This window comes from Nocardioides sp. SRI_004, from assembly GCF_057586415.1.
The window spans coordinates 206,414-227,080 of sequence record NZ_JBYCZV010000007.1; the positions used below are offsets into that span (position 1 = coordinate 206,414).

The 20,667-nt window shown below is 73.3% G+C and carries 20 protein-coding genes; 9 read left to right on the top strand and 11 right to left on the bottom strand.

Translation table 11 applies throughout. The features are described from left to right. The first annotated feature begins 7 nt into the window (after positions 1-7). On the top strand, positions 8-511 hold the full coding sequence (locus AC2YHB_RS11975; protein WP_179648535.1) for a CAP domain-containing protein: 504 nt from the start codon (positions 8-10) through the stop codon (positions 509-511). Here AC2YHB_RS11975 and AC2YHB_RS11980 read toward each other — a convergent pair. Continuing rightward, complete coding sequence (locus tag AC2YHB_RS11980) at positions 486-1,868, bottom strand: DHA2 family efflux MFS transporter permease subunit (RefSeq protein WP_179648534.1); 1,383 nt, start codon at positions 1,866-1,868, stop codon at positions 486-488. The genes AC2YHB_RS11975 and AC2YHB_RS11980 overlap by 26 nt on opposite strands. A 71-nt stretch (positions 1,869-1,939) precedes the next feature. Here AC2YHB_RS11980 and AC2YHB_RS11985 point away from each other — a divergent pair, with 71 nt between their 5' ends. Continuing rightward, entirely contained in the window at positions 1,940-3,169 is a 1,230-nt protein-coding gene (locus AC2YHB_RS11985; RefSeq protein WP_179648533.1) for a PucR family transcriptional regulator, read from the top strand. Here the strand turns inward: AC2YHB_RS11985 and AC2YHB_RS11990 are convergent. Next, a complete protein-coding gene (locus tag AC2YHB_RS11990) occupies positions 3,166-3,810 on the bottom strand; it encodes a hypothetical protein (protein ID WP_179648532.1) in 645 nt (214 codons plus the stop codon). The genes AC2YHB_RS11985 and AC2YHB_RS11990 overlap by 4 nt on opposite strands. 59 nt (positions 3,811-3,869) lie before the next feature. On the opposite strand from AC2YHB_RS11990, the gene AC2YHB_RS11995 reads away from it, so the two are divergent. The 5 genes from AC2YHB_RS11995 to AC2YHB_RS12015 all read left to right on the top strand — a co-directional run bounded on the left by AC2YHB_RS11995 (position 3,870) and on the right by AC2YHB_RS12015 (position 9,222). Further along, a complete protein-coding gene (locus tag AC2YHB_RS11995) occupies positions 3,870-4,106 on the top strand; it encodes a hypothetical protein (RefSeq protein WP_179648531.1) in 237 nt (78 codons plus the stop codon). Positions 4,107-4,130: 24 nt separating this feature from the next. After that, positions 4,131-5,510 carry an NAD(P)/FAD-dependent oxidoreductase gene (locus AC2YHB_RS12000; RefSeq protein ID WP_487354001.1) on the top strand — a complete coding sequence of 460 codons (1,380 nt, stop codon included), beginning with the start codon at positions 4,131-4,133 and terminating at the stop codon, positions 5,508-5,510. 237 nt (positions 5,511-5,747) lie between these two features. Beyond that, positions 5,748-6,326, top strand: a complete 579-nt coding sequence (locus tag AC2YHB_RS12005; protein WP_192684312.1) for a TMEM165/GDT1 family protein — start codon at positions 5,748-5,750, stop codon at positions 6,324-6,326. A gap of 26 nt (positions 6,327-6,352) precedes the next feature. Next, the gene (chrA, locus tag AC2YHB_RS12010; RefSeq protein WP_487354002.1) at positions 6,353-7,714 is read left to right on the top strand and encodes a chromate efflux transporter; all 1,362 of its coding nucleotides are present in this window, start codon (positions 6,353-6,355) and stop codon (positions 7,712-7,714) included. Positions 7,715-7,776: 62 nt separating this feature from the next. Beyond that, positions 7,777-9,222 (top strand): cytochrome P450, encoded by a 1,446-nt coding sequence (locus AC2YHB_RS12015; RefSeq protein ID WP_487354003.1) that lies wholly within the window; start codon positions 7,777-7,779, stop codon positions 9,220-9,222. A gap of 49 nt (positions 9,223-9,271) precedes the next feature. Here the strand turns inward: AC2YHB_RS12015 and AC2YHB_RS12020 are convergent, their stop codons facing one another. After that, positions 9,272-10,783 carry an LVIVD repeat-containing protein gene (locus AC2YHB_RS12020; RefSeq protein ID WP_487354004.1) on the bottom strand — a complete coding sequence of 504 codons (1,512 nt, stop codon included), beginning with the start codon at positions 10,781-10,783 and terminating at the stop codon, positions 9,272-9,274. An 89-nt stretch (positions 10,784-10,872) separates the two neighbouring features. Here AC2YHB_RS12020 and AC2YHB_RS12025 point away from each other — a divergent pair, with 89 nt between their 5' ends. After that, positions 10,873-11,553, top strand: coding sequence for a DUF305 domain-containing protein (locus tag AC2YHB_RS12025; RefSeq protein WP_487354005.1), 681 nt, complete (start codon positions 10,873-10,875; stop codon positions 11,551-11,553). 20 nt (positions 11,554-11,573) lie between these two features. On the opposite strand, the gene AC2YHB_RS12030 is transcribed toward AC2YHB_RS12025, so the two are convergent. The 8 genes from AC2YHB_RS12030 to AC2YHB_RS12065 all read right to left on the bottom strand — a co-directional run bounded on the left by AC2YHB_RS12030 (position 11,574) and on the right by AC2YHB_RS12065 (position 19,586). Continuing rightward, the gene (locus AC2YHB_RS12030) at positions 11,574-12,014 is read right to left on the bottom strand and encodes a DoxX family protein (RefSeq protein ID WP_487354006.1); all 441 of its coding nucleotides are present in this window, start codon (positions 12,012-12,014) and stop codon (positions 11,574-11,576) included. A 123-nt stretch (positions 12,015-12,137) separates the two neighbouring features. Continuing rightward, positions 12,138-12,755, bottom strand: a complete 618-nt coding sequence (locus tag AC2YHB_RS12035) for a VOC family protein (protein WP_487354007.1) — start codon at positions 12,753-12,755, stop codon at positions 12,138-12,140. A 237-nt stretch (positions 12,756-12,992) separates the two neighbouring features. Further along, the gene (locus AC2YHB_RS12040; protein WP_487354008.1) at positions 12,993-13,970 is read right to left on the bottom strand and encodes a zinc-binding dehydrogenase; all 978 of its coding nucleotides are present in this window, start codon (positions 13,968-13,970) and stop codon (positions 12,993-12,995) included. A gap of 295 nt (positions 13,971-14,265) precedes the next feature. After that, positions 14,266-15,147 carry an RNA polymerase sigma-70 factor gene (locus AC2YHB_RS12045; protein WP_207007577.1) on the bottom strand — a complete coding sequence of 294 codons (882 nt, stop codon included), beginning with the start codon at positions 15,145-15,147 and terminating at the stop codon, positions 14,266-14,268. After that, a complete protein-coding gene (locus AC2YHB_RS12050; RefSeq protein ID WP_207007575.1) occupies positions 15,144-15,743 on the bottom strand; it encodes a carboxymuconolactone decarboxylase family protein in 600 nt (199 codons plus the stop codon). Before AC2YHB_RS12050 ends, AC2YHB_RS12045 begins: the two co-directional genes overlap by 4 nt. 86 nt (positions 15,744-15,829) lie before the next feature. Further along, positions 15,830-16,741 (bottom strand): intradiol ring-cleavage dioxygenase, encoded by a 912-nt coding sequence (locus AC2YHB_RS12055; RefSeq protein WP_487354009.1) that lies wholly within the window; start codon positions 16,739-16,741, stop codon positions 15,830-15,832. Continuing rightward, entirely contained in the window at positions 16,738-17,793 is a 1,056-nt protein-coding gene (locus AC2YHB_RS12060) for a maleylacetate reductase (RefSeq protein ID WP_487354010.1), read from the bottom strand. The genes AC2YHB_RS12055 and AC2YHB_RS12060 overlap by 4 nt, the downstream gene beginning before the upstream one ends. Continuing rightward, on the bottom strand, positions 17,790-19,586 hold the full coding sequence (locus AC2YHB_RS12065) for an FAD-dependent oxidoreductase (protein ID WP_487354011.1): 1,797 nt from the start codon (positions 19,584-19,586) through the stop codon (positions 17,790-17,792). Before AC2YHB_RS12065 ends, AC2YHB_RS12060 begins: the two co-directional genes overlap by 4 nt. Before the next feature lie 106 nt (positions 19,587-19,692). Here AC2YHB_RS12065 and AC2YHB_RS12070 point away from each other — a divergent pair, with 106 nt between their 5' ends. Continuing rightward, the gene (locus AC2YHB_RS12070; RefSeq protein ID WP_487354012.1) at positions 19,693-20,631 is read left to right on the top strand and encodes a helix-turn-helix domain-containing protein; all 939 of its coding nucleotides are present in this window, start codon (positions 19,693-19,695) and stop codon (positions 20,629-20,631) included. Positions 20,632-20,667: the final 36 nt, after the last annotated feature.

Sequence of the window (20,667 nt, forward strand, 5' to 3'; positions counted from 1 at the left end):
ACCCCCCATGAGCACACTCCTCCGCTCGGCGCTCGCCGGGCTGATGGCCTCGGCCGCCCTCACGGCGGCTCCGGCCACCCCGCTGCCCGCCGCCCAGGCCCAGAGCGCCACCGCGGCCCAGAGCGCCACCGCGATGTCCAGGACCTACGAGGCCGCCGTGCTGCGCCAGATCAACGCCCGGCGGACCGCCCGCGGCCTGCGGGCGTTGCGCATGTCGTCGTGCGTGGACCGCTTCGCCGAGTCGCGCTCGCGACGGATGGCGGTCAACGACGAGATGGTGCACTACCCCGGCCTGCGCCGCGTGTTCGGCAGCTGCGGCGGGTCGACGGTCGGCGAGGTGATCGCCCGCGGCCGCAGCTTCGCCCAGGCGTCGATCGTGGTCCGCGCCTGGATGCGCTCGCCCAGCCACCACGACGTGCTCCTCCTGCCGCGGTTCCGGTCGGCGGGGGTCGGCGCCTGGCGCGACGGCGACGGGACGGTCTTCGTCAGCGTGGTGTTCCGGGCGCCCTGACGCCGCGCGGCCCGAGCACGGTGAGCGCCACCACGAGAGCGGCGGTCATCATCGCGAGCGGCAGCCAGAACGCGTCCCGCATCGACCCGGTCGAGGCCAGCACCACGGTGACCGCCGCTGTCGTCACCGAGGTGGCGAGCTGGTTGAGCACGTTGATGATCGTGCTGCCCGACGGGATGTCGACGTCGTCGAGGTCGCGGGTCGCCTGGGTGATCGTCGGCAGCATCGTCGCGCCGGCGCCCGTCGTACCGAGGGCGAGGAAGGGCACCAGCGTCGTGTACGGCGCCTCGCCGGCCAGCTGCAGCGCGAACCCGCCGTAGCCGACGACCGCCAGCGTGATGCCGGTGGCGATGACCCGGACCGGCGGCACCCGGTCGATGAGCCGGCCGGCGACCTGGATCGAGATGCCGGCGAGGACCGCCTGCGGCACCATCAGCAGGCCGGTGGTGGTGGCCGACTCCCCGCGCGCGACCTGGAAGTACAGCGGGACCAGGACCAGCGTCGAGAAGTAGGCGCCCGCGAAGAGCACCATCAGCAGGGCCCCGCCACCGGTCGCGCGCAGCCCGAGCAGGCGCACCTTCAGCAGCGGGGCGGTGTGGCGCAGTGCGTGGCGGGCGAAGGCGGCGAGGAGCACGAGGCCCACGCCGATCGGGAGCAGGACGCGGGCCTCGACCAGTGAGCCCTCGGCCAGCGACGTCCCGAGCACGAGCAGCGCCATCGCGGGGGCCAGCAGGAGCAGGCCGGTGCGGTCCAGGCGCGCGGCCCGGTCGCCGGGCAGGACGGGCAGGTTGCGGCGGCCGAGCCACAGGGCGACCAGCCCGATCGGCAGGTTCACGAGGAAGATCCAGCGCCAGGACAAGCTGTCGAGCAGCCAGCCACCCAGCGGCGGGCCGAGCACCGGCCCGACGAGGATCGGCAGGCCCAGCAGCGACATCACCCGGCCCCGCTCCGCCGGCGGCGCCGAGCGCAGCGCGAGCGTCATCGCCGCCGGCATCACGAACCCGCCGCCGAGGCCCTGCAGGATCCGGAACCCGATCAGGCTGGGCGCGTCCCACGCCGTCGCCACCAGCGCCGAGCCGATCGTGAAGACGGCGATCGCGGTGAGGAAGACCGACCGGGCGCCGTACCGTGCGATGGCCCAGGCCGCCGCAGGGATGACGGTCGCGAGGGCGAGCGTGTAGCCGGTGCTGACCCACTGGATGACCGGCAGCGAGGCGCCGGTCTCCTCGGCCAGCCGGGCGAGCGCGACGGCGACGACGGTGACGTCGAGCGGGATCATCACGGTGCCGGCGATGACGGTCAGCGCGATGGTGGTGCCCGTGCGGGCAGGGGCCGGAGCGGCGGCGAGCGCGGTCATGGGAGCAACCCTCCAACCTCAACTTTGGTTGAGGTCAAGCGTCCGTCCGAGGGCCCCCCTATGCTCGCTCCATGACCTGGGTGGATCCCGCGCCACGCACGCGCGAGCTGATCCGGCAGGCCGCCGAGCGGGCCCTGCAGAACCCCGACGAGTGGGTCACCCCGGTCCACGAGGCCACCCTGTCCGCGCCGACGACCGCGGCGATCGCCGCCGACCCGGCGCTCGCGGACGCGCTGCGGCGAGCCAATTTCGACAACCTCCTCGCGTGGGCCACCGCCAACGTGCGTGCACCCGGTGACCGGGTGCCGCCGAACACCAGCGCCGTCCAGCTCGACGTGGCCCGCGACCTCGTCCGTCGGGGGCTCGACGACGTCAGCCTCGACGCCTACCGGACCGGGCAGAACGTCGCGTGGCGCGCCTGGATGCAGATCTGTTTCGAGCTCACCCGCGACGCCGACGAGCTGGAGGACCTGCTGCTCGTCTCCGCGACGTCGATCGCCGACTTCGTCGACGGCACCATCGGTGCCGTCGCCGAGCGGATGGCCGCCGAGCGCGACGAGCTGACCCGCGGCTCCCAGGCCGAGCGGCGCGACATGGTCGCCCTCATCCTCGAGGGCGCGCCGGTGCCGCGGCTGCGCGCCGAGGCGGTGCTGGCCCACCCGCTCGACGGCGACCACGTCGCCGCGGTGGTGTGGACGACCGACCGCGACTCCGACCTCGGCCGGCTCGAGCGCGTCGCCGAGGAGCTGATGCGGGCCTTCGGCGCCCGGCAGCGACTGACGGTCGTCGCGGCGGCCAGCACGCTGTGGGTGTGGCTGCCGGTGGCCACGGCGCCGGACCGCGCTGCGCTCGGGGCCGCCCTCCGTCGTACACCGGAGGTGCGGGTGGCGATCGGCAACCCGGCCCGCGGGGTCGAGGGCTTCCGGCGCAGCCACCACGACGCCGCGGAGGTACGACGCCTCGTGGCCCGGATGGGGACGGCCGACCAGCTCGTGGCGTTCGCCGACGTGCAGCTCGCCGCGCTGGTCACCCGGGACCAGGCGCGGGCCGAGGAGTTCGTCGCGCAGGTCCTCGGCGACCTCGCCGACGCGCCCGCCGAGCTGCAGGAGACCGTCCGGGCCTATCTCGCCGAGCTCGGCAACGCCTCCGCGGCGGCGGCACGCCTCTTCACGCACCGCAACACCGTGCTGCGCCGGTTGGTGCGGGCCGACGAGCTGCTGCCGCGCCCGCTCGCGAGCGACCCGGTGCGGATCGGCGTCGCGCTGGAGGTGCTGCGCTGGCGGACGGTCGAGGGCACCTAGGCCCTCGCCACCTCTGCCAGCCGGACCGCGGCGTGCCGCACGATCGCGGCCTCCTCGGGATCCCGGGCCGCCTCGTGCGGCACCAGCCCGCCGAGCAGCCCGGCCGGCTGGGTGAGCCAGGCCCACACCTTCCACGGGTCCATCCGGGCGGCCAGCAGCGGCTCGAGGACCGGCGCCAGCTCGTCGCGCAGCTCGCCGGCATCGGTCAGCTGGAAGGCCGGGACCAGCGTGCCGCCGTCATGGGCGACGACGAGCAGGGCGTGGCGCTCGGCCGCCTTGTGCACCGCGAAGCGGGCGGCGTTCTCCGACCCGCCGCGCACGTCGGCGAGCGAGGCGTAGGTGTGCCAGGGGCTGGCGAGCAGGGCCGCCCGCACCCGGGCCTGGCGGCGCAGCTGCACCAGGGCGAGGGGTACGGCGTGGGCGGGCTCGTCCCCGTCCTGGTGGAGCACCCGGTCGAGGTCGGCGACCTGGTCCGGCGTCAGCGCCGCACCCGTCCCGGGGTCGCGCCACACCACCGCGCCACCGAGGTCGCGCTCGAACGTCGGCAGTCCGGCCGCGGCGAGCTGGTCGGCGAGGCCGAGCTCCTCGAGCCAGGCGGCCAGTCGGGGCCCGGTGCTGCCCGCGTCGTACTCGTCCCGCATGGTGCAAGCCTCCCATCCCCACTGGGCGCGTCGTGGGTCCGCGCGTTAGCGTGGTCGCCATGACTCGGGAATCTCGACACCTGCACGCCTCGCGGGCCTACCCCGTGCGCCAGCTGGTCGCGTACCGGAGGCTCATCGTCAACCGGGAGCGGATCGACCCGGAGCGCGTCGTCGCCGATTACATCCGCGCGAACCCGCAGGTCGACCTGGAGGCGCGGGCCACCTTCGCCGAGTGGGACCGCGGCAGCCTGCCCGGCGACACGGCGCAACGGATCCAGGGCCTGCCCATCCGCTGACCCACCCGGTGCCACGATGACCGGGTGATCGGAGTCCGCAACGGCGACGTCTCCTTCTGGTGGCAGCAGGTCGGCCTGCCCGACCCGCGACCGGCGCTGCCCGGCGACGCCGACGCCGACGTGTGCATCGTCGGCGCCGGCTACACCGGCCTGTGGACGGCGTACTACCTGAAGCAGCTGCAACCGGACCTGCGCGTCGTCGTGCTGGAGTCGCGCTTCGCCGGCTTCGGCGCGTCCGGGCGCAACGGCGGCTGGCTGACCAACAGCGTGACCGGCGGTCGTGAGCAGTACGCCGCCAGCCACGGCCGCGCCGCGGCGGTCGCCCAGCAGCGTGGGATGAACGACGCCGTGCGGGAGGTGGTCGACGTGGCCGCTCGCGAGGGCATCGACGCCGGCATCCACCTCGGCGGCGAGCTGAACGTGGCCCGCACCCCGGCCCAGCTGGCGCGGCTGCGGGCCGCGGTCGCCGCCGAGCAGGAGTGGCCGGACACGGACGTGGCGCTGCTCGACGCCGCCGCCGTGCGAGAGCGGATCCGGGTGGCGGACGCGGTGGGCGGGATGTGGCACCCGCACTGTGCCCGCCTGCAGCCCGCACGCCTCGCCCACGGGCTGGCCCGGGCGGTCGAGCGCAGCGGCGCGGTGATCCACGAGGACACCCACGTCGAGGAGATCACCGCGGGCGCGGCCCGGACCGCGCACGGGACCGTGCGGGCGTCGTACGTCATCCGGGCGACGGAGGGCTTCACCGCCAACCTGCGCGGCGAGCACCGCACCTGGCTGCCGATGAACTCCTCCCTCGTCGTGACCGCGCCCCTGCCCCCGGCGGTCTGGGACGAGATCGGCTGGGACGGTCGCGAGACGCTCGGCGACCTCGCCCACGTCTACATGTACGCCCAGCGCACCGCCGACGACCGGATCGCCTTCGGCGGCCGCGGCGTGCCCTACCGCTTCGGCTCGCGGGTCGACACCGACGGCGCCACCCAGGCGCGCACCATCGCCGGCCTGACCGGGCTGCTCCGCCGGTTCTTCCCGGCCGCGGCGGACGTGCCGATCGAGCACGCGTGGGCGGGCGTGCTCGGCGTCCCGCGGGACTGGTCGGCGAGCGTCGGCCTCGACCCGGCGACCGGCCTCGGCTGGGCCGGCGGGTACGTCGGCACCGGCGTCACCGCGACCAACCTCGCCGGACGCACCCTCGCCGACCTGGTGCTCGGCCACGACACCGAACGCACCCGGCTGCCGTGGGTCGGCCACCGCGCCCGCCGCTGGGAGGTCGAGCCGCTGCGGTGGGTCGCGGTCCAGGCCCTGTACGCCGCCTACCGGGCCGCCGACCGGGCCGAGTCCCGCGGTCGCGCGAGCACCTCGCCGCTCGCGCGCGTCGCCGACCGGGTCTCCGGGCGGCACTGAGCGCTCGGCCCCGCGATGTGGGACCGGCGTCGTCCCCGCGATAGGCTCGGCGCCGAAAGGGAGTAGTCCCCAACAGCCGCGTCGACACACTGACCTCCGGGTCCGGTGCGGCAGGCCACCTCGAGCGATCGGGTGGCGGACGAGACTTTCGACCAGATTGCCGACCCGCAAGGGCGCCTGGTCGAGAGCGCGCGTCCATCCAGGGGGTCTCTCGCCAGGTGCCGAGAGGAACCACCGATGTACGCCTTCCTGCTCTCCACCGCCGTCATCTTCGTCGCCGAGCTCGGCGACAAGAGCCAGCTGATGGCGATGACCTTCGCCGCGCGCTACCGCGCCCGCGACGTGATCATCGGCATCACCGCCGCCACCGCCCTCGTCCACCTCGCCTCCGTCGGGATCGGCGCCGTCATCGGCGACGCCTTCGCGGACTACCAGGGCACGATCGCCGTCGTCGCCGGCGTCGCGTTCCTGCTCTTCGCGCTGTGGACCCTGCGCGGCGACGAGCTCACCGACGAGGAGGCCGACAAGGCCCGCAACGCGACCGGCGCCGCGATCCTGGCCGTCGGCGTCGCCTTCTTCCTCGCCGAGCTCGGCGACAAGACGATGCTCGCGACGATCACCCTGGCCACCCAGGAGGGCTGGTTCGGCACCTGGCTCGGCTCGACGCTCGGCATGGTCGCCGCCGACGCGCTCGCCATCGGCGTCGGCGCGATCCTCGGCCGCCGCCTGCCCGAGAAGGTCATCGCGTACGGCGCCGCCGCGCTCTTCGCGCTCTTCGGGATCCTGCTCATCGTGGACGGGGCCGGCTGGCTCTGAGCCGGAGGGTGGAGGATGGCGGTGCCATGACCTCCGACAAGACCCGGGCCGGCGACGTCATCCCGCTCCGTGAGGCGACCCGTGCGTGGTTCGCGATCTCGCTGCAGACCTTCGGCGGCCCGGCGGGCCAGATCGCCGTCATGCAGCACAAGCTGGTCGACGAGAAGCGCTGGATCGGTCAGCAGCGCTTCCTGCACGCCCTGAACTACTGCATGCTGCTGCCCGGCCCCGAGGCCCAGCAGCTGGCGATCTACGTCGGCTGGCTGCTCAACGGCACCCTGGGCGGGCTGGTCGCCGGCGTGCTCTTCGTGCTGCCGGGTGTCGTCGCGCTGCTCGCGCTCTCGGCCCTGTACGTCGGCGCCGGCTCCACGGCCTTCGTCACGGGCCTGTTCGCGGGGCTGGCCCCCGCGGTCATCGCGATCGTCGTCCAGGCCGTGCAGCGCGTCGGCAAGCGCGCCCTCCACCACCCGGTGCTGGTGGCGATGTCCGTCGCCTCCTTCGTCGCGCTCACGGTGTTCAAGGTGCCCTTCCCGTTGGTCGTCCTCGCGGCGGGCGTGATCGGCTGGTTGGTCGGGCAGCGGATCCCCGCGTTCGTGCAGAGCAGGGGCCACGGCGGCGAGGCCGACGGTCCGGAGCCACTCATCAGCGACGACGCGCTGCACCACGACGCCCCGTCGACGGTCCGCGGGCTGAAGGTCCTGGCCGTCGGCCTGGTCCTCTGGTTCACGCCGGTGGCCGTGGCCGCCGCGGTGTTCAGCAGGGACAGCGTCTTCGTCGACCAGGGCCTGTTCTTCTCCGGCGCCGCGGTCGTCACCTTCGGCGGCGCCTACGCCGTGCTGTCGTACGTCGCCCACCAGGCCGTCAACGTCTTCGGCTGGTTGAAGGCGGGGGAGATGGTGCGCGGGCTCGCGCTCGCGGAGACGACGCCGGGGCCGCTGATCATGGTGGTGCAGTTCGTGGCCTTCGTCGGCGCCTACCGCAGCCCGGGCTCGCTCGACCCGTGGGTCGCGGCGGTCATCGCCTCCCTGCTGGTCACCTGGGTGACCTTCGTGCCCTGCTTCCTCTTCATCTTCCTCGGCGCCCCCTACGTCGAGCGGCTGCGCAACAACCTCCACCTCACGGCCGCCCTGACCGGGATCACCGCCGCCGTGGTCGGGGTGATCGCGAACCTCGCGTTCTTCTTCGCGCTGCACAACCTGTTCGAGCGCTCGCGCACGCTCGCGTGGGGGCCGGTCGACCTCGACGTACCCGTGCTGTCGTCGTGGGACCCGATCGCGTTCGCGTTGACCGCGGTGGCGGTCGCGCTGGTCTTCGGCGCGAAGTGGTCGACCCTGCGCACCCTCGGCGTGTGCGCGGTCCTCGGCCTGGCCTCGACCCTCGTCACCTGAGCGGGGCGGCTTCCTCCCGTGGGAGGTTGTCCGGCCCGGCCCCCTCGGCGACGATGGCGGGCATGGCCGGCGTGCTGACCCGACTGCCCACCCGCACCGGGCCGGTGCCCTGGTACGCGCGGCCCGCGACGGGCGGCGGACTCGATCCCGTCGTACCCCCGCCGTCGGAGGCGGGACCGCTCCCGCCCGGCACCACCGGCGCGGCGGCACCGCAGCACGGCCACCCGAACCGGGTGCGGCAGAGCCTGCGGATCGCGGGCGACCTCGGCCGCGAGGTCTTCGCCGGCGCCGAGCTGGGCGACACCTTCTCCTTCGCCAGCCTGCTCGACCCGAGGCTGGTCGTGATGACGCAGCACCCCGACCACGTCCGGTCGCTCTTCACGGCGGACCCGGAGGTGGCGCCGTCGCTGGCGGGGGAGTCGCCGGTGCGACCGGTCGTCGGCCTGTCCGTGCTGACCGCGGTCGGGCAGCAGCACCGGCGGCGCCGCAAGCTGATGATGCCGTCCTTCCACGGCGAGGCGATCGCGCGCTACCGCGAGGAGATCCGCGACGCCACGGCCCGCCACCTCGACCGCTGGACGACCGGCCGGGCCTTCCCGCTCGCGGCGACGACGCAGGCGATCACCCTCGACGTGATCATGTCCGGTGTCTTCGGCATCGACCACCGCGCGGACCCGGCCGAGGCCCGGCTGCGCCACGTCGTACGCCGCACGCTCGAGCTGTCGACCTCGCCGGTGGCGCGCTTCGGCGAGCTGCTCAACCTGGACCGCGAGGAGTCGGTGGGGCCGCAGAAGTGGGTCGTCGCGCGCCTCGACCGGGCGATGTACGACGTCATCGCGCGGCGCCGGGCCACGCACGAGCCCGGTGCCCGCCACGACATCCTGTCGCTGCTGCTCGACGTCCGCGACGAGGACGGCGCCCCGCTGACCGACCGAGAGCTGCGCAACGAGCTGCTGACCCTCGTCCTGGCCGGCCACGAGACCACCGCCAACACGATCGCGTGGACCTTCGAGCGGCTGCTGCGCACGCCCGCGGCCCACGACCGGCTCCGCGACGTCGTGCGCTCGGGCGAGGACCCGGACGGCTACGTCGAGGCGACGATCACCGAGTCGATGCGGGCCCGGCCCGTGGTGCCGCTGATCGGGCGGCGGGTGCGGGTCCCGTGGCAGCTCGGCGACGTCGTGGCGCCGGCGGACAGCCGGGTGCTCATCGGCATCCTGCTGCTCCACCACCGCGCCGACCTCTACCCGGACCCGTTCCGCTTCGCGCCCGAGCGCTTCCTCGGCCGCAGGCCGGGCGCGCACGAGTGGGTGCCCTTCGGCGGAGGCACCCGTCGCTGCCTCGGCGCCGCGCTGGCGATGGAGGAGCTGCGGATCGTCGTGCCCGAGATCGCGCGGCGGGCGGACCTCGTCGTCGACGACCCCGCCCCGGAGCGGCCGGTCAGCCGCAACGTCACGATGATCCCGGCCCGCGGCGGCCGGGTGCGGGCGACCTCGCTGCGGGCCTGAGACGGCACGGAGCCCCCGCCGTTGCTGGCGGGGGCTCCGTCCCGTTCGGTCAGTACGAGGTCTGCGACTGCACGTTCAGCTCGTCGGTGCGAACACCCCGGGCCGGCGCGACGCGGGGGTCGTTGACCCGGAACACGTCGAAGCCCTGCTGGATGTCGCTGGAGTAGATGTGGCCGTTGTACCAGTACGCCGACCACGACCCGCCGAGGATCAGGCGCTCCTCCGACAGCGGCCCGCGGTCGTAGTACGCGATCTCCTTCGGCTTCGCCGAGTTGGTGAAGTCCCAGACCGAGATGCCGCCCTGGTACCACGCCTGCACCATGATGTCGCGGCCCTTGACCGGGATCAGCGAGCCGTTGTGGGCGACGCAGTTCTCGGTGTTGGCCTGGGTCCGCGGGATCTTGAAGTAGGAGCGCAGCACGAGCTTGCCGTCGACGATGTCGTAGATCCCGTCGGCCCCCTTCACGTCGCCGACGGTCGGGTTGCAGGTCGGGCCGCCGCCTCCGCCGAGCTCGTCGGTGAAGACCACCTTCGTGCCGGCGTTGTTGAAGGTCGCCGAGTGCCAGAACGCGAAGTTCTCGGTGTCGCGGACCTGCTCGGTCACGACCGGGTTCTCGCGGTCGGAGATGTCGACGAGGACGCCGTCACCCATGCAGGCACCGGCCATGAGGTCCTTGCTCGGGTACGCCGTGAGGTCGTGGCAGCCCGACGTCTCGCGCGAGTAGCCGCCCGGCGGGTTGCCGCCCTCGGGGAAGAGCACCGGCTCGGCGACGACCGCGGCGTCCTGCGGAGCAGCGACCGGGACCTTCACGACGCTGACCTGGTCGTGCGGCGGCTGGCAGTCCGGGAAGCTCGCGTTCGGCGAGTACGACGACACGTAGACGTAGACGTCCTTGCCGTCCTGGGACGGGGCGAGCGTGTGGGTGTGCGAGCCGCAGGCGGTCTCGACGGACGCGACGTACTGCGGAGTGGTCGGGTCGCTGATGTCGAAGACCCGGATGCCCTCCCACGACTCCTTGATCGTCGCGGACTGCGGCACGTTGTCGCAGGTGTCGTTGCTGCGGCTCGAGTCGACGCTGAGGACCAGCAGGTCGTCGTACACGGAGATGTCGTTCTGCGAGCCGGGGCACACGACCTGGGTGACGAGCACCGGCTTGTGCGGCTTGCGGATGTCGTAGACCGACAGGCCGTCGTAGTTGCCCTGGAAGGCGTAGTCGCCCTGGAAGGCGAGGTCGGTCTCGAAGGACGACTCGCCGGCGAACGGCCCGGACTTGGGCAGGTTCGCGAGCAGCTGGATGTTGGCGCTCTTGTCGACCTCGCCGGGGCGCAGGACCGCGGCGCTGTCGTCGAGCCTGGCCAGGTCCTGGCCCGGCAGGCAGGCCAGCTTGAAGTTGTCTCCGGCACGCTCGGCGGCACGTTGCTGGCCGGGCGGGCAGGCGGCCGCGTCCGGGCCGTCGTCGTGTGCGTCGGCCGGCAGGGTCACCGCCGTGAGGCCGAGGGCCAGCACGCCCAGCGCGGAGACGCCGAGCCTGCGCAGGCGCAGGGGGACAGGGATCGCCATGTTCACTCCCGAGAAGGTTGGTACGGCTCCGAGCTCCTGACTCTGGCTTATGGTGAGCACTCCCCACAACCCCTTTGAGGAGCTTCTCGGTGTCTCGCTCTCGGTCGCTGTCCCCTGCCGTCCTCGCCGTGGCGCTCGCGCTGGCCGCGCCGTCCTTGAGCGGCTGCCTCGAGCACGAGGACGACGCCCGCGCGGAGCCCGCCTCCGGGCCCGCGGTCATCCAGCCGGGCGGTCCGGGCGAGGACGCGCCGACGCTGGCGCCCGATGCGGAGGTGGACCACGGCGACGTGGCCCACGACGACATCGCGTTCGTGCAGATGATGATCCCGCACCACGGGCAGGCGCTGACGATGGCCGAGCTGGCCCCGACCCGCGCGCAGTCCCGCCAGGTCAAGGCCCTGGCCCGGCGCATCCTCGCCGCCCAGCGCCCCGAGATCCTGACCATGGCGGCCTGGCTGACCGAGCAGGGCGTGGCGGTCCCGTCGGCGAAGGACGACCCGGCCGCCTTCGACCACGGCGAGCACGGGCACGCCTCCATGCACGGCATGCTCACCGAGGAGCAGATGCACGCGCTCGAGGACGCCTCCGGCGCGGAGTTCGACCGGCTCTTCCTCGAGGGGATGATCCAGCACCACCAGGGCGCCATCGAGATGGCCGACGCCGTCGCGAAGCGCGGCAGCGACGTCCGGGTCACCGAGATGGCCGAGGAGATGGTGGTCGGCCAGGGCGCCGAGGTGGACCGGATGGAGGAGCTGCTCGCGCAGCTCTGAGCCGCCGGGCCCCGGTGCCCTCAGGCGGTCGCCGGGGTACGCCGCCCGATCAGCGCGTCGAGCGAGATCCGGCCGGCGCCGGTCGCCGCCAGCACGAGCGCGAGGAAGCCGATCACGCCCACCAGCTCCCAGCCGCCGGCGGCCGCCATCACCTCGGTGCCGCGGTGGACGAACCAGAAGGCGCCCGCCATCTGGCCGACGACGAGGAGGCCGGCCACCGGGGTGAGCAGGCCGGCGATGAGGAGCGCGCCGCCGCCGATCTCGGCGACGAGCGCGTACGCCGCTGCTGCCTCCGGGGCGGGGATGCCCATCGCGGCGAACCCGTCTGCCGTCGTACGGAAGCCCTGGTCGAGCTTGTCGAGGCCGTGGGTGAGCAGGACGACGCCAAGCCCGAGGCGGGCGACGAGCAGGGCGACGTCGCGCAGGGGAGCGGGGGTGGCGGGGGTGGTCAGGGTCTTCACGTGGGCCTCCGAGCAGGCGTGGGGAACAGGTCGTTGAAACTTCACGCAATGCTGCCGGGTGTTCCTGTGAGGGTCCTGAACGGACCGGGGTGGCGACCCTGAGAGCCGCCACCCCGAGGGTGGTCAGGCGGTGACGGAGGCCGGCTCCCAGGCGAACCCGTCGGGGTCGGTGACGGCAGAACCCCCACCGTTGAGCACGATCCGGTGCGATCCGCTGCCCGCCATGGGCACGCCCGCGTCCTTGGCGAGCGCCTTCCGGCCCAGCAGTCCGAGGGTCACCCGACCGCCGGCGGGCTCGAACTCGACGTACTTCCGGCCGAAGCTCTTGGCCACGCGGAACCCACGCTCGACGTAGTGGGCCTTGCTCGCCGGGACGTCGTCGGCACCGATGAGCAGCACGATGCCCTCGATCGCCCGGCTGGCCGGGCCCTTGTCCTTCTTCGAGGCGCTGACGACCTTCCAGATCGTGCCGTCGGGCGCGCGCAGCACGCCGCCGTAACCCCACAAGGACTTCGTGACCGGCTTGACCACCTCGGCCCCGGCCGCGATCGCGGTGGCGGCGATCGCGTCGACGTCGGCCGGCTGGGCCATGGTCAGGGAGATGTGGAACCCCCGGAAGCCCTCGGTCGGGGCGTCGGAGGTGCGGAACCGCAGCGGCAGGTCGGGGCCGAAGGCGGCGGCGTGGAAGTCACGGGCGGCGGCCGGGTCGGCGGCCTCGATGGTGAGGGACTCGATGTTCATGTCCCCGACGCTAGGTGCGGCCGGGGGTGGGGTGCTTCTCGATTCCTGACGGCTTGGTCGTCCGGGGGCCGTCGGGGTCGGGTGGGGTTTGCGTCATACGAGTCGAGCGCTGGGGCGACCGGTTCGTATGACGTCCGAGGGCCGCCGGGGGCGTCGTGGGGTTTGTGTCATACGAGTCGAGCGCTGGGGCGACCGGTTCGTATGACGTCCCGACGCGCGCGGGGGGAGGAGGGGGGGCTACGGCCGCAGCAGGATCTTCCCCGACCGCCCCGGCTCGAAGTTCGCCGCGGCCGCGGTGCGCACCTCGTCGAACGAGTAGACGGTGTCGACCGGCAGGGTCAGCGAGCCCTCGGAGATCCGCTGGATCAGCTCGCCGAAGAGGGCGCGGCGCTGCTCGGCCGGCATGGTCCGGCTGACCGTCGAGCCCCAGAACCCCCGCACCGTAGCCTGCTTGAAGATCACGTCGCCGGAGCTGATCTCCATCGTGGGCGACTGCATCGCGCCGAAGACGACGAGCACGCTGTTCTCGGCCAGCAGCGACATCACCTCACCGCTGGCCTTGCCGCCGACGGAGTCGACGCCGACCTTGATCGGGGCGTCGCCGGCGATCGCGCGGACCTGGTCGGCCCAGTCGTCGGTGTCGGTCGCGACGATGCGGTCGATGTCGTGGGCGGCGAGCTCCGCGACGCCGGCGGTACGACGCACGAGGCCGATCACGTTGACGCCGCGGGCCTTGCCCAGCTGGGCGACCATCCGGCCGACCGCGCCGTTGGCGGCGTTCTGCACGATCCAGTCGCCGGGCTGCAGGTCGAGCGATTCGAGCAGGCTGATCGCGCTGAACGGCATGGACACCAGCTGGGCCGCGACCTCGTCGGGGACCCCGTCCGGGACGGGGATCAGGCCGCCGGCGCGGGCGACGAACTCCTCCGCCCACGCGCCGAAGGTGCCACCGCTGGCGACCCGCTGGCCCACCGCGAGGTGCTCGACGCCCTCGCCGAGCGCCTCGACGACGCCGACCGCCTCGGTGCCGGCGCGGGCCGGCAGCTCGGGCTTGAAGCCGTAGGAACCGCGGATGGTCCACAGGTCGTGGTTGTGGATCGCGGCGAGCAGGGTCCGGACCCGCACCTCGCCCGGTCCCGGCTGGGGGACCTCCACGTCCTCGACGGTGAGGACCTCAGCCGGGTCTCCGAACTCGTGGTGCATCACGGCGCGCATGGGTCCAGCATGGCGCGCGGGCGCAAGGGTGATCTGACCGGGTGCGGTCGGGGACGTCATGCGAAGTGGTCGCCCGGGCGACCGGAACGTATGACGCAAACCCCAACGGCGGCTGGGTCCGCCGGGTGCGGTCGGGGACGTCATGCGAAGTGGTCGCTGGGGCGACCGGAACGTATGACGCAAACCCCGACAGCGGTGGTTCCGCCGGTCAGGGTCGGGGACGTCATACGAAGTGGTCGCTGGGGCGACCGGAACGTATGACGCAAACCCCAACGCCCGGCTCAGGCCTCCCGGCTCAGGACTCCCGGCTCAGCCGGGCCTCGCTGTCGAGCGCGGTCAGCTTGTGCGGGTTGCGGACGACGTACAGGTTGCTGATCAGGCCGTTCTCGAAGCCGAAGCTGACCGCGGTCAGCTCGCCCTTCGCCCGGATCAGCGCGGCGGGCGCGCCGTTGAGCCAGACCAGGTCGAGCACGCCGTCGGGCGCGAAGACGGTGAAGTTCGCGAGCAGGCGGGCCACGGGCTCCGAGCCGGACAGCGGCTTGCGGATCGCCTGCGCGATGCCGCCGCCGTCGGCACGCAGCAGGATGTCGGGCGCCATCGCGTCCATCAGGGCCTGCAGGTCCCCCGTCTGTACGGCGGCCAGGAACCGCTCCACGACCGCCTGCTGCTCGACGCGGTCGACGTCGTGCCGGGGCCTGCGGGAGGCGACGTGGTTGCGGGCCCGGAGCGCGATCTGGCGCACCGCGGCCGACGTCTTGCCGACGGCGGTGGCGATCTCGTCGTACGGCATGTCGAAGACCTCGCGCAGGACGAACACGGCGCGCTCGGTCGGGCCGAGGGTCTCGAGCACCGTCAGCATCGCCATCGACACGCTCTCCGCGAGCTCGATGTCCTCGGCGACGTCGGGCGCGGTCAGCAGCGGCTCGGGGAGCCACTCGCCGACATAGTCCTCGCGCCGGCGGGAGAGCGCCCGGAGCCGGTTGAGGGCCTGGCGGGTGACGATGCGGACCAGGTAGGCGCGGGGCTCCTGGATCTCCGCGTGGTCCACCGCCGCCCACCGCAACCAGGTCTCCTGCACCACGTCCTCGGCGTCGGCGGCGGAGCCGAGCATCTCGTAGGCGACGGTGAAGAGCAGGTTGCGGTGGGTGACGAAGGGATCGGTGTCCCGAGAGGTCATGCCGGCGAGCCTACGGCGGCGCGGTCGGCGGGGCGCTCGGCGAGCGGCTTCATCCCGCACGCCGACGCGAAGCCCTCGGACTCGATGCCGAGCGCGACATTGGAGCGCGTCGTCAGGTTGGCGAACCCGATCACGCTGGTCAGCTCGAGCAGGCCGGCCGGGCCCAGCGCGGCCAGCAGCGGCGCGACCATCTCGTCGGTGACCTCGGGCGGGGTCATGCTCGCCGCCTCGGCGTACTCCATCACCTGGCGCTCGAGCGGCGAGAAGACGGTGGCGGCCCGCCAGTTCGGGACCTGGCGCGCCTTCTCCTCGTCGAGGCCCTTGTCGCGGGACATGAAGTAGTTGAAGTCGAGGCACCACGAGCAGCCGATGAGCGAGGCGACCGTCATGTGGGCGTAGGTCTTGAGCGTCTCGTCGCACTCGTCCCACTTCTGCAGCTTCTGGCCGTAGGCCATGCTCGCCTTGAGGGCCGGCAGGTGGTGCCACATGACGCCGAGCGACTCGGGCACGCGGCCGAACATCTTGCCGGCGAACTTCTTGACGAGGGCGCCGTAGAGGCCGGTGATCGGGGCGGCGGGGATGCGGGTGGTGGTCATCGTGTCTCCCTGGCTGGTTCCTGAGGTGGTCATGCCATGGAGACACCGGCCGTGCCACGGGTGTGACACGGCCGGCGCAGCTTTTCTCAGGCCGGGGCGAGCACGATGTCGAAGCGGACCCGTGACCACGTCCCGTCGACCTCGCGGCCGCCGGATGCCGCCGTGCCGGCCGGCTGCCGGTCGAAGCGCTTGACCAGCGAGTCCTTCACGCCGAACACGGAGTCCCGGTCGAGCAGCTCGTCGCCCTCCACGAAGATGTGCGTGACCAGCGTCCGGAGCCCGGGCGCGGTCACCATGAAGTGCAGGTGGGACGCGCGCATCGGCGAGCGGCCGGTGGCCGCGAGCATGCGGCCCACCGGACCGTCGTGCGGGATCGGGTACGGCGTCGGCGTGATCGCCCAGAAGGAGTAGCTCCCGTCCGGGCCGCTCAGCAGGTGGGCGCGGGCGGCGGTGCGGTCGTCGTCGTACTGGACGTCGTAGAAGCCGTCGTCGTCGGCCTCCCAGACCTCGATCCGCGCGCCCGCGACCGGCCGGCCGTCGGTGTCGGTGACCGTGCCCTCCACCCAGCAGGGCTCCCCGGCCGCGCCCTGCGCGATGTCGCCGCCGGCCTCGACCCGCGGCGAGCCGTCGACGAAGAACGGCCCGAACACGGTGGCCTCGGTCGCGTCGCCGTACGCCTCGTTGTTGATCGCGATCGTCTGCATGGACGCGCCGAGCACGTCGGAGAGCAGGATGAACTCCTGGCGCCGGTCGTCGGTGATGTGACCCGCGGCGGTGAGGAAGTCGATCCCGGCCTGCCACTCCGCCTCGGTCGGGCGGACCTCGCGCAGGAAGGCGTGCAGGTGCCGGGTGAGCGCCTGCATGACGTCCTTGAGCCGAGGGTCGGGGGTGTCGTCGAAGGAGCGGACGACGCGGTCGACGAGGTCCTGCTCGCGGGCCTGCTGCTCGGTGGTCTGCTGCTCGGTGGCCTGCTGCTCGGTGGACTGGGGCGTGCTCATGAGGGATCCGCTCCTTCCCACACCGCGCGGAGCAGGGCGGTGAGGTTCTCGGTGGTGACGGGCGTCGGGTTCGAGGGTGGTACGACGGGCAGCACCGCCGCCACCGCGTCCGGGATGTCCTCCTCGCGGAAGCCGTGGTCGCGCAACGCGCGCGGTGCGTCGAGCTCGGCGCGCAGCCGTTGCAGCCCGGCCAGCCCGGTGGGCGAGCCGAAGGCCGCCGCGAGCCGCTCGTCGGCGGCCGGGGCCTGCGGTGCGTTGAGCGCCAGCACGTGGGGCAGCACGGTGGCGTGGGTCTCCGCGTGCGGCAGGTCGTAGCGCCCGCCGAGCACGTGGCAGATCTTGTGGTGCAGGCCGGAGCCGGCGGAGGCGAAGGCCACGGCGGCGAGGTAGGCGCCCTGGATGGTCAGCTCGCGGGCCCTCAGGTCGTCCGGGTCCGCGGCGACCGCCGGGAGGCCGGCGGCCAGCGCGTGGGCGCCCTCGCCGGCCAGGGCAGCATTGACCGGGTCGGCCCGGGGCGCCCACAGCGAGTCCACGCAGTGCGCCAGGGCGTTCAGGCCGCTCGCCACCGACAGGTGCCGGGGAAGCCCGGTCAGCAGCGTGGCGTCGTACACGACGGTGCGGGGGAGGACGCGCAGGTCGGAGCCGGTCGTCTTGACCGCCCCGTCGGTGAGGCCCCAGACGTCGGTCGCCTCCGACCCGGCGTAGGTGGTGGGGACGGCGAGCAGCGGCAGGCCGCTGGTGAGCGCCACCGCCTTGCCCAGCCCGGTCGTGGAGCCGCCGCCGACAGTGACGACCGCGTCCACCGCGGCCGCCGTGGCGGCCTCCCGGGCCCGCTCGGCGACCTCGACGGGGACGTGCATGACGACCTCGTCGTGGCGCAGCGCGACCGGCAGTCCCGCGGTGACGGTCGCGGCGAGGGAGGCCTCGGCCGGGCCGGCGACCACCATGACGCGTCGGGCGCCGAGCCGGTCGACCTCCTCGGCCAGCGCCTCCGCGGCGGTGCCGGTCGCCATCCGCACCCGTTGGCCGAGGGTGTCGTGGGTCCAGCTCACGACTGCCTGCCCAGCACGTGGCGCAGCGCGGTCCGCAGGGCGTCGGTGGGATCGTCGACGAGGTCGAGCGAGCGCCACGCGACGTGCTTGTCCGGGCGCACCAGCAGGGCGCCGCCCTCCTCGACCTCGCGCAGCTTCGACCAGTCGTAGTAGAGGTCGGTGACCTGCTGGCCGGGGCCGATCACCACCGTGGCCAGGGGCACACCGAGCTCGGCCGCGACCTTGTCGGCGGCCGTGGCCCAGGCCGCGCCGGCGATGCCGGTGATGAGCGTCCACCGGTCGTACGGCGCCAGGTCCATCATCGCCAGCTTGGTCCGGTTGTCGCCGACCCAGGCGTGCGGCAGGTGGGCCCCCGGCGACGTCGACATCACGTGGTAGAGGTCGGCGTCGGGGCTGGGCGCCGGCCGGGTGCCGTCGGACACGATCGCGCGGGACTCGTAGAACTGCCCGAGCTCGACGCCGTGGGCGTTGAACTCGTAGTTCTTGCGGTCCATCGCCGTGACGAGGGCGGCCCGCCGGGCCGCGCCCTCGGGGGTGGCGTCCTTGCGCTGCTCGATCGCGGCCGCCATCGCGACCGGGTCCGCCATGCCGGTGATGCCGAGCGCGTCGAAGATCTCCGAGAACTCCCGGGCGCTCTGGTTCGCCCGCGTGACGATCCGCTTCGCGACCGGGGCGCGCTCCTCGGAGTAGCTCTCCAGGAGCGAGGGGTCCGCGTGCCCGTCCAGCACCGCCGCGATCTTCCAGGCGAGGTTGTAGGAGTCCTGGACCGAGGTGTTGGAGCCGAGGCCGTTGCTCGGCGGGTGGCGGTGCACGGCGTCGCCGACGCAGAAGACCCGGCCCGCCTGGAGGTGGGTCGCGTACATCTCGTTGACGCCCCACAGCGAGTGGCCGGTGATCTCCGGCTCGAGGTCGGGCATGCCGAGCAGGTCCCGCACGATCCGGGCGGCCTCGGCGTCGTCGAGGTACGGCGGCTCGTCGTTGATGTCGTAGCCCCAGACGATCAGCCACTCGTCCCAGGGCCGGACCATCCGGACCAGCCCGGTGCCGATCCCGCCGACGTTGGAGCCCGGCTGGATCACCCAGTAGAGGACGGAGGGCCTGTGGTCGACGTACGCGCTGATGTCGGCCTTGAAGGTGATGTTCATGGACCCCGCGATGTCCATGGCGCCCTCGTAGGGCAGGTCGATGTCGGCCGCGACCCGCGACCGGGCGCCGTCGGCGCCGATCAGGTAGCGGCAGCGGATCGTGTACTCGTGGCCGGTGAGCCGGTCGCGCACGCGGACGTCGACCTTGTCGCCGTCCTGCACGTGGGAGAGGTACTCGGTGGAGAAGCGGGCCTGGGTGCCGCGCTCGGTGGCGTTCCTGACCAGGATCGGCTCGAGATAGGTCTGCGGGATGTCGACGGTCAGGCACGGCGACGCGAGCTGGTAGTCGGCCTCGCGGTCGGGCCGCGTGCCCCACGTGCGGATCCGGCCGATCTCCTCGCCGGCGATGCTGGTGCAGAACACGGTGTCGCCGCACAGCTCGTGGGGCGTGGCGTCCGCGAGCACCTGGTCCTCGATGCCGAGGTCGCGGAAGATCTCCATCGCCCGCTGGTTGGTGATGTGGGCGCGCGGGGTGTTCGCGGTCCAGCGGTACTTGGTGATCATGATGTTCGCGACACCCAGCGAGCTCAGGAACAGGGCCGCGGAGGCCCCGCCCGGCCCGGAGCCGACGACGAGCACGTCGGTCTCGACCACGTCCTCGACGGCCGGCAGCGCGGTCTCGTCGATCCCGTCGTTGAATTCAGCCATGGCCCGACGATGAACCGCACCGTGTGGCGGCCGCCACAGTCGCGGCGGTCGATGGCGGAAATGCGCACCTCTTCCGCGCAAGTGGTTGACGTGTCATCATTCATGCATGAGGGCCGTGTCCGAGCTCCGCAGCTTCGTCGTCGACGACGACGAGGGGCGCACCCGCGTCGCGGACTGGGAGCAGCACAACGCCGACCTCCTCGTCGAGCTGGCCTGCTCCCTGCCGGACGGCCCGTTCCGCGCCCGCGAGGTCAACCTGCAGGTGGACCGGGTGCACCTCGCCCTGGTCACGGGCACCCCGCACGCCGTCGCCCGCGACGCCGCGATGGTGGCCGAGCGGCCGGCCGACGCGATCGTCGCGTACGCCGCCCTGCGCGGCGAGGCCCTCGTCGAGCACGACGGCCGGCGGTTCGTCGTACGGCCGGGGCAGCTGTTGCTCTGCGACGTCGACCGCCCGCTGGTCCGCGGCTTCGGCCACGGGCTCGAGGAGCTCGCGGTGAAGGTGCCGCGGGCCGCCTTCGCCGAGACGACGGGGCTCACGTCGCTGGCCGAGCCGGTCGTGGTCGACGCCGGCGGCCAGGACGCGGATCCCTACGCCCGGGCGCTGGTCCGGCTGGTCGGCCGCGCCGTCGCCGCGGAGGTGCCGGTGGCCGCCGACGAGAGCGCGGTCCTCGAGCTGGTGTCCGTGCTGGCGACCGGCGACCGGTCGTCGCCCACGCTCGCCCACCGCGTCGCCGCGCGCTCCTTCATCGACGACCACCTGACCGACCCGCAGCTGTGTGCGGCGGACGTCGCCGCGGGCGTCGGCATCAGCGAGCGTCACCTCTCGCGCGTCTTCGCGGACGCCGGGACGAGCGTCCCGCGGCAGATCCTCGCGCGGCGGCTCGACCTGGCCCACGCTCTGCTCGCCACGGGCCGCGGCGAGCGGACCGTCGACGTCGCGGCGCGCTGCGGGTTCACCTCGGCGTCGTACTTCTCGCAGTCGTTCCGCCGGCGGTTCGGCCGACCGGCCGGTGAGGTCGGTCGGCCGCCCGCGGCTCCCTAGTGTCGTGCGTCGGAAGTTGTTGGTCGGTTGGCGTGC

Coding starts and splice junctions, on each gene's coding strand:
- AC2YHB_RS11975 (WP_179648535.1), top strand. CDS start 8: ATGAGCACACTCCTCCGCTCGGCGCTCGCCGGGCTGATGGCCTCGGCC.
- AC2YHB_RS11980 (WP_179648534.1), bottom strand. CDS start 1,868: ATGACCGCGCTCGCCGCCGCTCCGGCCCCTGCCCGCACGGGCACCACC.
- AC2YHB_RS11985 (WP_179648533.1), top strand. CDS start 1,940: ATGACCTGGGTGGATCCCGCGCCACGCACGCGCGAGCTGATCCGGCAG.
- AC2YHB_RS11990 (WP_179648532.1), bottom strand. CDS start 3,810: ATGCGGGACGAGTACGACGCGGGCAGCACCGGGCCCCGACTGGCCGCC.
- AC2YHB_RS11995 (WP_179648531.1), top strand. CDS start 3,870: ATGACTCGGGAATCTCGACACCTGCACGCCTCGCGGGCCTACCCCGTG.
- AC2YHB_RS12005 (WP_192684312.1), top strand. CDS start 5,748: ATGTACGCCTTCCTGCTCTCCACCGCCGTCATCTTCGTCGCCGAGCTC.
- chrA (WP_487354002.1), top strand. CDS start 6,353: ATGACCTCCGACAAGACCCGGGCCGGCGACGTCATCCCGCTCCGTGAG.
- AC2YHB_RS12015 (WP_487354003.1), top strand. CDS start 7,777: ATGGCCGGCGTGCTGACCCGACTGCCCACCCGCACCGGGCCGGTGCCC.
- AC2YHB_RS12020 (WP_487354004.1), bottom strand. CDS start 10,783: ATGGCGATCCCTGTCCCCCTGCGCCTGCGCAGGCTCGGCGTCTCCGCG.
- AC2YHB_RS12035 (WP_487354007.1), bottom strand. CDS start 12,755: ATGAACATCGAGTCCCTCACCATCGAGGCCGCCGACCCGGCCGCCGCC.
- AC2YHB_RS12040 (WP_487354008.1), bottom strand. CDS start 13,970: ATGCGCGCCGTGATGCACCACGAGTTCGGAGACCCGGCTGAGGTCCTC.
- AC2YHB_RS12045 (WP_207007577.1), bottom strand. CDS start 15,147: ATGACCTCTCGGGACACCGATCCCTTCGTCACCCACCGCAACCTGCTC.
- AC2YHB_RS12050 (WP_207007575.1), bottom strand. CDS start 15,743: ATGACCACCACCCGCATCCCCGCCGCCCCGATCACCGGCCTCTACGGC.
- AC2YHB_RS12055 (WP_487354009.1), bottom strand. CDS start 16,741: ATGAGCACGCCCCAGTCCACCGAGCAGCAGGCCACCGAGCAGCAGACC.
- AC2YHB_RS12065 (WP_487354011.1), bottom strand. CDS start 19,586: ATGGCTGAATTCAACGACGGGATCGACGAGACCGCGCTGCCGGCCGTC.
- AC2YHB_RS12070 (WP_487354012.1), top strand. CDS start 19,693: ATGAGGGCCGTGTCCGAGCTCCGCAGCTTCGTCGTCGACGACGACGAG.